At 66.3% G+C, this 8,878-nt stretch carries 7 protein-coding genes; 3 read left to right on the plus strand and 4 right to left on the minus strand.

What is annotated here, in order from left to right:
* Positions 1-501: 501 nt before the first annotated feature.
* The 3 genes from Q0R13_RS16905 to Q0R13_RS16915 are packed head-to-tail and all read right to left on the minus strand — an operon-like array spanning position 502 to position 5,689.
* Positions 502-3,978, minus strand: a complete 3,477-nt coding sequence (locus Q0R13_RS16905) for a YhaN family protein (RefSeq protein WP_293906079.1) — start codon at positions 3,976-3,978, stop codon at positions 502-504.
* Entirely contained in the window at positions 3,965-5,221 is a 1,257-nt protein-coding gene (locus Q0R13_RS16910; protein ID WP_293906082.1) for a DNA repair exonuclease, read from the minus strand. Before Q0R13_RS16910 ends, Q0R13_RS16905 begins: the two co-directional genes overlap by 14 nt.
* Positions 5,222-5,230: 9 nt before the next feature.
* Positions 5,231-5,689, minus strand: a complete 459-nt coding sequence (locus Q0R13_RS16915) for a hypothetical protein (protein ID WP_293906085.1) — start codon at positions 5,687-5,689, stop codon at positions 5,231-5,233.
* A gap of 81 nt (positions 5,690-5,770) precedes the next feature.
* Here Q0R13_RS16915 and Q0R13_RS16920 point away from each other — a divergent pair, with 81 nt between their 5' ends.
* Genes Q0R13_RS16920 through Q0R13_RS16930 form a run of 3 tightly spaced genes read left to right on the plus strand, consistent with a single transcriptional unit; the run spans position 5,771 to position 7,846 of the window.
* Positions 5,771-5,986 (plus strand): hypothetical protein, encoded by a 216-nt coding sequence (locus tag Q0R13_RS16920; protein ID WP_293906087.1) that lies wholly within the window; start codon positions 5,771-5,773, stop codon positions 5,984-5,986.
* Positions 5,979-7,121, plus strand: a complete 1,143-nt coding sequence (locus Q0R13_RS16925; RefSeq protein ID WP_293906089.1) for a DNA cytosine methyltransferase — start codon at positions 5,979-5,981, stop codon at positions 7,119-7,121. Before Q0R13_RS16920 ends, Q0R13_RS16925 begins: the two co-directional genes overlap by 8 nt.
* Positions 7,118-7,846: a GIY-YIG nuclease family protein gene (locus tag Q0R13_RS16930; protein WP_293906091.1), complete on the plus strand. Its 729-nt coding sequence runs from the start codon at positions 7,118-7,120 to the stop codon at positions 7,844-7,846. The genes Q0R13_RS16925 and Q0R13_RS16930 overlap by 4 nt, the downstream gene beginning before the upstream one ends.
* A gap of 209 nt (positions 7,847-8,055) precedes the next feature.
* Here Q0R13_RS16930 and trbB read toward each other — a convergent pair.
* Positions 8,056-8,878: P-type conjugative transfer ATPase TrbB (gene trbB, locus Q0R13_RS16935; RefSeq protein WP_293906093.1), on the minus strand; the 823-nt coding region annotated here is incomplete at its 5' end.

The following is an 8,878-nucleotide window of genomic DNA, read 5'->3' on the forward strand; positions in this document are numbered from 1 at the left end:
GCTGAACCGGCGACGGCGCTCCGGACCCATCAACGTCGAGTACGTCATGCTGCTGCTAACACCGCTCCTAACCCCGTGGTTAGCTGCGGAGCATCGCCCCCAAGCCCCGTCAGCAGTAGGCGGCCCTCACCGGAGGGCTACGACGAAATCCAACGTCGGCGCTCACAAGCCTACGTGCCTCGCGCGCCTGACGGCGCACTCGGAAAACAAAGGACGAAGCTGAACCGCTGGTGCGGAGGGCAGCGGTCGGGCTCTGCGCGGTTGGAAGGCTCCGCGCCCGCCCGTTCCCCTCACCTATCCGCTGGTGATATTTCTAACTGGCGCCCAGCGCGACATCTCTAACCGGCGTAGACATTATAACCGGCTGTTTTTGCTGTTGTTTTTGCGAATATTAGATATTAGGCGAGAATTGATTATAGCCGCCAGTTAGTAATGTCACCGGCCTCGCCGATGACGAATGCGGAGCAGCTGGCGTGATCGTGCGGAGCCGGACCGGTGGCGTCATCCCATCTCCAGGACCTGAACCTCGGCGGTTTCGGCCAGCCGCAGAGCAGCCTGTCGGATGCTGTCGTGATGCGTGAAGAGTAGCACCTGAGTCGTGGCCCCGAACGCCGCTAGAACCTCGAGCGTCGCGGCGCTTCGCGCGTCGTCGAAATGGACCAAAATATCGTCCGCGACGAACGGAAGCGGCTCTGTCGCCGCGCAGTAGCTCCCCAGTCCTGCCAGTCGAAAGGCGAGGTAGAGCTGATCCCGCGTCCCGTCGCTCATCTTGGACACCAGAACACTGGCGCCTGAGACACTGTGGCCAACCACGACGGGGTTCCCCTTAGCGTCGATATCGGCGCCAACGCCGACATAGGCGCCCTGGGTCATCGCCTTGAATAGCGCGCCGGCTCGGGCCACCAGCGGGTCCTGTTGCCGAGCTCTCACCTTGTCGACAGCGTCCCGGATCAGATCCCGGGCGAGCGACAGGTCGATATAACGCTCGACCACACGGTGGAGTTCGGCCGTGGCAGCCTCACGAGCGATCACCGCGCTGTTAACGCCAGCCTGGCTCTGGTAGGTCGCAAGCACGCTGCGTGCCGCGAGGACCGCTTCGAAGGCGGCCAACCGATCGGTGTCCGACCGCTCAGCCCCGTCTTGGGCGATGGCGTGCTCGGCGCGAAGCACGTCAACATCACGCTCCGCCCAGGCCTCGCGCAGTTCTGTCTCGGATTTGAAGTCACCCGCCGTGCCAAACGTCTCGATCAGGGCTGTTTCGGTCTCGCCCAGTCGGCGCCGAGTTTCGTGCGCTTCAGCCGCCAGGTCCAGGGCGTCGAGGTCGAGGCTTGCCAAGCCAGCGCGGTGGCAGAGCGACTGCAAGGCGCTCTCGGCAGCTTCGATTGCAGTCTCGGCTTCGCTGTGCGCACGCGCGGCAGAGGCGAGCTCCGGCTCAAGCTGCTCGCGGTGACGTCGAACGTCCTCGTACTCGCGCCACCGGGCCTCAAGCATCTTCGCGGCAGCTACCTCGTCGTCGGGCAAAGCCAAACCCAGGTCGCGACCCATGGCCGACACCGCCGAGGTCAAGGCCTCTGCATCCTCCGACATCCGGTTGAGACGGCGCTGTGTGGTTTCGATGGTTGTGAGCACCCCTTGGGCCGAGGCCCATTCCATCACCGCCACCGTAGCCTGGTCGGGACTGGTGGTCGGATCCAGGCCGAGGGCCGCGAGCGACGGCTCCCAGCGCAGCGCCCAGGCGGCCGCATCCAGGCGTAATCCTTCGAGGGCCTGAGCCGCCGCAGCCCTGGCGGATTCCACCCTTGCTAGTTCGGTGAGGTCTCGCCGGTATGCCGCGTGTCCGTGCTCCAGCTCGGAAAGCGCGGTGAGCGCAGCGCGTACGCGCTCCGCGATCGTGGATAGCGGCGTGGGCGAAAGGCGGCATTTGCGCTCGGCGAGGTCCAGGATCTGGAGTTGCCCGTTCAGCAAAGCCTCGTCCGCCTTCGCGCTTTCGGCAAGAGACTGGCCCTCGCTCCAGAGTGCCAACACGGCGACCCGTTCCTCCTGCGCCGACTTCAAGGCGATGAATTCCAAGAACCGCTCGACCGCCTGCGGAAAGGCGCCGGCCAAAGCCTGGTCGCGCTGCGCCAGGGTGGCGTCCAGCGCGGCGAGCGCCTTCGCCGCTGCCGCCGCCTCCGATAGAGCCGTCGCTCGCTGCTTGATGGCCTGCGCCAGGGTGGCCGCTCGTTGCGCCTCGGCCGCGTGTCGATCGGCGATCTCGTCCGCCAGCCGCACGGCCTCGTCCACACCCTCGACCTCCGCCTGGCGCACTTCGGGCAGGGTTGCTGTTTGGCCCGACAGGTGGGTCGCCCGCAAGGGTGCTAACGCCTCGGTTCGCCGCTGCCGGGCGTCCGCAAGCGCGGTGTCGCTGGCGACCGCCGCCCCCTCGGTCAGCCGAGCGATCTCACCAGCCGCAGCCCCATCGAGGCGCTCGGCCTCCGCGCGCTGACTGATCAACCGAACCCGCTCGGCGCTTACGGTTTCACGCGCGCCGCTCTCCTGTGTAAGGACGTCCGCAGATGGAAATCGCTCAAGTTGCAGCGCCTCCAAGCCGTCATACCCTAGCCCACGCGCCCGGGCCTGGGCCTTAGCCAAGGCGTCGTCAGCGGCCCGGCGCCGGTTATCGACCCCCTGCAGGGCGCCCGGGACCGCCGCGAGCTCGGCGACGCTGACGCCGGCGGGGCGATCGTGACCGCGTTCGGCCGCCTCCGCGGTCGTCGCGGATAGGGTCCTCTCCTCAGCATCGAGCTCCAGCATCCGCTGCTCGGCGGCGAGGATCGCCGGCGTGCGGCGCTCGGCCTCGACCGCCAGTTCGCGGACGGATTCGATGGCGCTGGAGGCAGGCAATCGCGGTGCGAGGTCTTCCGCGTCCGTCAACCTGAGACGCCGGCGCAGGCCTTCCAGCTGTTGATTGCTTTCGGCCAGCTCCTTGTCTCGGTTGGGACGATCTTCCCGCGCCTTGGCCACGTGGATGGCCCGTTCAGACGCATCGCGAACCCGCGCCTCGAAGCCTGTCATAGTGGTAGGTTGTCCCAGCGCCAAAAGGCGAACCTGTAACTCCTCCCTCCGCTCCCGGGCGGCTGAAAGAGCTTGGGCGGCCAGCGCCTTCGCCGGTTTGGCTTCGGCTACCTGGCGATCGAAGCTCTGCGGCAGGTCCAGCGCCGGCACAGTGGCGAGCTGCGCCCGCACCATATCGAGGTTGCGAAGAATCGGCGCGACTCGGACCAGACGCTCCAGCCGCGCGGCGTCGGCGGCGAGGTTCGATCGCGCCTGCGTCAAGGCCGCCAACTGGGCTTCGGCGTCTTCAAGCGCCCCCTCGGCCTTCTCGTATTGATCCACCGACACCATCGCGCCTTTCGCGGCACGGTCCGCATCGTCATAGGCGTCGAGGGCCTGGTAGAAGGCTCGCTTCTCACTGCGGCGAGTGTCGAACAGCTTGTCGATGTCCTCATCGAGCTGCGAGAGCCGTTCGACGAGACCGCGGAGGCCGCCGCCTGCCTCGACGATTAGCCGGCCGATATCCCCATCGGCCGTAAGAAGCTGCGCGCCCCCCTCTCTCAGTCGCTCATGGTCGAGGCCGAAGAGGGTCTCGAACCGCTCGCGGGTCGTGCCGCCGAGAAGACTCGCCAGCACACCTTCATCGACCGCAGCGCCTTGGCTGTCCGTCAGGGTCTTCGTGCGGCCCTTGCGGCGCCGAAGATTGAACGTCTGTCCGCTCTGGCTGCGCAGCACCGCTCCGATACGAATCGCGTCGCCGCCAAAGACAGCGGCATGCGGGCTGCGGTCCGGAACCCCGAACAGGAAGTCCGTGATCGCAGCGAGGCTTGTGCTCTTGCCGGCCTCGTTGGCGCCGAACACCACAGTCAGCCCGGTCTCTCCGAACGTCAGGCCGCGCTGGTCGAAGACACCGTACTTTTCAAGGTTGAGCTCAGTCAGGCGCACCGGTGCCTCCCTGATCCGAGACCAGCGCCGTCGCGAGATCCACCGCTCGTGCGGGAGCTTCGGTCCTCAGTCGCTCCAGCAGCTCGGCCAAGCGGGCGCTCGCCGGCATCTTGGCGGCTACCTCCAGCAGGCGTTTCTCAAGACGCTCCTCAAGCACCGCGGCCGGCGCGCCGCGCAATTCCTGCTCAATCTGACCGGCAATACTTGGATCGATCGACATCACAGCCATCGGCCGCGACGTCCCGAGGGCCACCCGCTCGAGCCAGACGTCCTCCGCCAAGCCGGCGCAGATCGTAGCGATCTCCTCCCGCATCGCCTCGATATTCACCTGAAGTTCGCCGTGAAACGGCGTCGCTCCAGTTAGGGTCAGTCGGACGGCCAGGGCCCGGCCCTCGGCGGCGGCGGACGACGCCTGAAGCGCCTCGCGGACGCGGGAAAGGATCGCCGCGACGTCGCCGACGGAGCCGAGGTCAACGTCCAGGGTCACCCAGCGCACGAGATCCAGGGCGCGGTGCTCGATCGTCGCGACGGTCCCGTCACGGACCTCTACCAGGGTGGCGCCCTTTGCGCCCGTCTCGCGCGGCGTTCGGCCTTGTAGATTGCCCGGGTAGACGATGTATGGGTCTTCGCTGAGCACGTCGCGGGTGTGAACGTGGCCGAGCGCCCAGTAGTCATAGCCGTGGTTCGCCAGCTGTTCGACCGAGCACGGCGCATAGGCCGCGTGATAACCCTCGCGTCCGATGCAGGCCGTGTGCAGCACCCCGATGTTGAAGACATTGGGCATTGGCGCCGGATAGGTTTGCGCCAGGTTCTCGCTCACCTCGCGTTGGGGAAAACTTCGGCCATGGATCGCCGCCGCGATGTCGTCGAGCCTGCAGGTCTCGGCCTTGCGCGTCGAGAACACATGGACGTTGTCGGAGAAGCGCAACTTCGAGACGAAGCGGTTTTCGGCGTCGTGGTTGCCGAGGACCATAAACACCTTGATCCCGGCCGCCGCCAGTTTCCGCAGCCGGTCTACGAAGAACAGACCGGCGCGCATGTTGCGCAGCTCGCCGTCGAAAACGTCGCCGGCGAGGACAACGAACCGACACTCCTCGGCAATGGTCAGGTCCACCAGATTGTCGAACGCCTGCCGGGACGCATCCTCCACGCGCTGCGCGAACTCCGGAGACTTTGTGGCGAGGCCAAGAAGCGGGCTGTCCAGGTGCAGATCCGCCGCGTGGAGAAATTTGAAGCTCGTCATGGCGTCACCTTAGCGCGCGGGGGCCGTCGGCAGATAGCCGGCGACATAGGGGTGCTCTGCTGTGTGCGTCCCGCCGAACCCGCCGGCGTTGCAGCTGGAGACGGGCGCGCCACCCAGGACTGAGAATGCGGCCACGGCCGAGGCGACCCCAATGTCGAGGCCCCACAGACCGTCAGCAGGCTCGCTCACATCCAGCCGCTCGTCGTCCAACATCTCGGCAGCAGCGTCGAGATCGTCCGCCGCCTGCAGGCGGGCCATCAGACCCGCTTCAAGTTCAATGGTCGCCGCGAGGTCCGCCCAGGAGAGCGCCCGCAGATCCTGGTACATCTGGTTGCCGGCGAGGAAGCCACTTTCCTCCCCCTCATCGGCTTCGGTGTCGCTCAGCGCCGCCAGGCGTCCAGCATCGAGCGCGCGGCTGATGGCGACGGGATAGGTCTTTGCGCGCCACCTCATCTCGCGGTTCGCCATTCCGATCTTGACGCCGCCGATGGAAGGAACAAACTAGAAACATCCCTCGACGGGGCACCACACAGGCGCCAAGGTGGCGCCATGCATCCTGATTCGAAAGCGCAGACCGTCCGCTGCCTAGACCGCATCAATCTCCGTCTATCGGCCGAGACCTTCGGGGAGATCGACGAGGTGCGCACCGCCCGGCCGGGCAATGTGTCTCGTAACACTTGGATTACCGAAGCCGTCCAGGAGAAGCTGGCGCGCGAGCGAACGACGGACGCGCTGCAGATCAGCGAGCGCCGCGCCCATGGCTAGGTTCTACGAGTTCTTCGCGGGCGGCGGAATGGCTCGCAAGGGCCTGGGTCCCGACTGGACCTGTCTCTTCGCCAACGACTTCGACTTCAAGAAGGGCCTGACCTACCAAGCCAACTTCGGTTCCCACGAGCTGAAGGTGGCGGACATCCGTGCGGTGACGCCCGCCGATCTCCCCGGCGTCGCGGACCTGATGTGGGGATCGTTCCCCTGCCAGGACCTATCTCTGGCCGGCGTCGGCGCCGGGCTGAAGGGCGAGCGTTCGGGGACCTTCTATCCGTTCTGGGATGTCGTTCGGGCGCTGAAGAAGGATGGCCGGGCTCCGAAGCTGATCGCCCTGGAGAATGTCTGCGGGACGTTGACCTCCCATGGCGGTAAGGATTTCGAGGCCATTTGCCGGACCTTTTCCGAGGCGGGATACCGTTGTGGCGCCCTGGTCATCAACGCCGACCTCTTCGTGCCGCAGTCGCGGCCGCGTCTGTTCGTCATCGGTGTTCGCGACGATCTGCCGATCGATCCGGCGCTCCTGTCGCCCGAGCCGCTCGCGCCTTTCCACACGCGTGGCCTCTGCCGCGCCGTAGACGCTCTGCCGAAGGCGTTGCGGGCCAAGCTCCTCTGGTGGAACGTGCCGACACCCAGTCATCGGGTGAGCACCTTCGCCGACGAGATCGAGGAGGCGCCGACCAGCGTCTCCTGGCACTCGCCAGCCGAAACCGAGCAGCTCCTGGCGAAGATGTCGCCGATCAACAAGGCCAAGGTGACCGCGGCCATGCGCGCGGGACGCCGCATGGTTGGCGGCGTCTACAAACGCACGCGTCTGAATGAGAAGGGCGTCAAGGTCCAACGGGCCGAGGTGCGCTTCGACGATGTCTCCGGTTGTCTGCGGACGCCGGCGGGCGGGTCGAGCCGTCAATTGATCCTGGTGATCGATGGCAAGAAGGTGCGCTCTCGGCTCATCTCGGCGCGCGAAACAGCGCGCCTGATGGGCCTGCCAGAAGACTACAAGCTGCCGAGGAACTACAACGAAGCCTACCACCTGACCGGCGATGGCGTGGTCGTGGACGTCGTGCGCCACCTGGCCCAGCACGTCTTCGAACCGCTCGTGGCCGAGGCGATGGAGGCGCGCGAAGTCGCGTGAGCGATCCCGTTAAACGGGACCCGGATTCGGTCAACTTCCCTCCGTTCGAGACCGAGGACCTTCGCAGCAATCTGACGGCGTTTCTGGACTCAGGCTTTCAGGACCCCTCTGGAGCGCCCGCCCTCGTCGGCAACTATCGTTGGGGCGTCTACGCGTTCTTCGACTACGATGGCGAGCCTATCTACGTCGGCCAGACCAATGAGCGGCTGCGTACCCGTATCCGTCGCCACCTGACCAATCAGCGCACCGACGCCGTCGCAATGTCGGTCCTCGACCCCTTCGAGGTGTTCGAAATCGAGGTCTGGCCCCTCCCCCAGTTTCAGGACTCCAATCGCAGCGACCTGGCGGCGCGACAGTACCTCGACGCGCTGGAGCGGCTGATCACCGAGCGTGCCGTGGAACATTCGCAGTTCAAGGCGATCCTTAACGAGAAGGACCCGCCGCCCGGCATGCTCGCCGTCGAAGCGCCGCCATCCTTTCGGGGGCGGATCGTCTCCGAGCGGGTCCACGAGCTGCGGTCTCACCCCGATTTCCGTATCGCCCGCCGCGCCCTGATCATCTCGCGTCTGGCCCAGGTCATCGCCGAGCGGAAGGTCCAGGGCGGCCTTCGCCGCGTGCTGTTGATCCAAGCCAAGCGGCTGCAATGGCTGGCGTCTCGCCGGTATGAGGCGCTCGGCGGATCGGCTTCGGTTCCAGTCGAGGGCGAAGGGGACGGGGACGGCTAGCCCGCCGGCCCGGCCAGCCTCATACTGCCGGTATGGCCTTGCAGATCCTGTCCACGTCACGGTCCAGCCGATTGCGCCGCCGCGCGGGCGCCCCTTGGCGCTACTTGGCCATCGGGCTACTGCTTCTGCTGGCAGCGCTGGCGATCTTCGCTGTCTACCGCCACTAATCCAGTCAGGCATTCGTGCGACTGCCTACCTGAGTTTGAGGGTTAGGCCCCTGCCCTCTTCGAATGCTCGTCCGCAACAGTCTCAAGCTGATAGGCGTCCTCCTCGCGTCCCGTAACGCGGCTCACGTCCCTGACCCGGCGCCCGGTCGGCGTCCGCTCGATGTAGATGATGACGTTGATCGCCTGGGTGATCGCCCGATAGGGAATCCGCTGGGTGACCTCACCGATCAGGTCCTCCAGCCGTGTCAGGCCCTCCGCGGCGCTGTTGGCGTGGATGGTCGCCAACCCGCCAGGGTGACCCGTATTCCATGCCTTCAAGAGATCCAGCGCCGACCCGTCCCGCACCTCCCCGATGATGATGCGGTCCGGCCGCAGGCGCAGCGTGTCACGCACCAAGTCGGTCATGGTCACCGGCGGATCCGTCCGCTTGGTCAGCATCTGGATCTTGTCCTCGGCCGAGCACTGGAGCTCAGCAGTGTCCTCGATCAGCACCACGCGGTCCTGGGCAAAAGCCGGCTCTGCCAGGATGGCGTTGGCGAGCGTCGTCTTGCCCGAGCCCGTGCCGCCCACGATCAGGATGTTCTGACGCGCCGTCGCCGCGTCGCGGATCACCTCGGCCTGGTGCTCGGTCATGATCCCCTGGTCGACATATTCTGGCAGCGTGAACACCACCTCGGGCCGCTTGCGGATCGCGAACGCGGGACTGGATACGATCGGCATAAAAGCGCCCTGGAACCGCTCTCCGGTCTCCGGAAGCGTGGCGCTGACCCGAGGCCGGTCCCGGGTGACCACCTCGCCCACATGGTCGGCCAGCAGTCGTAGAATCCGATCAGCGTCGGCGCTGGCCAGGCTCTGGCCGGTGAAC

This window comes from Phenylobacterium sp., assembly GCF_025351295.1.
GTDB lineage: Bacteria > Pseudomonadota > Alphaproteobacteria > Caulobacterales > Caulobacteraceae > Phenylobacterium.

Bases quoted from the DNA above. Each gene is read 5' to 3' on its own strand.
- Q0R13_RS16910 (WP_293906082.1), bottom strand. From the start codon at position 5,221: ATGACGAGCTTCAAATTTCTCCACGCGGCGGATCTGCACCTGGACAGC.
- Q0R13_RS16915 (WP_293906085.1), bottom strand. From the start codon at position 5,689: ATGGCGAACCGCGAGATGAGGTGGCGCGCAAAGACCTATCCCGTCGCC.
- Q0R13_RS16920 (WP_293906087.1), top strand. From the start codon at position 5,771: ATGCATCCTGATTCGAAAGCGCAGACCGTCCGCTGCCTAGACCGCATC.
- Q0R13_RS16925 (WP_293906089.1), top strand. From the start codon at position 5,979: ATGGCTAGGTTCTACGAGTTCTTCGCGGGCGGCGGAATGGCTCGCAAG.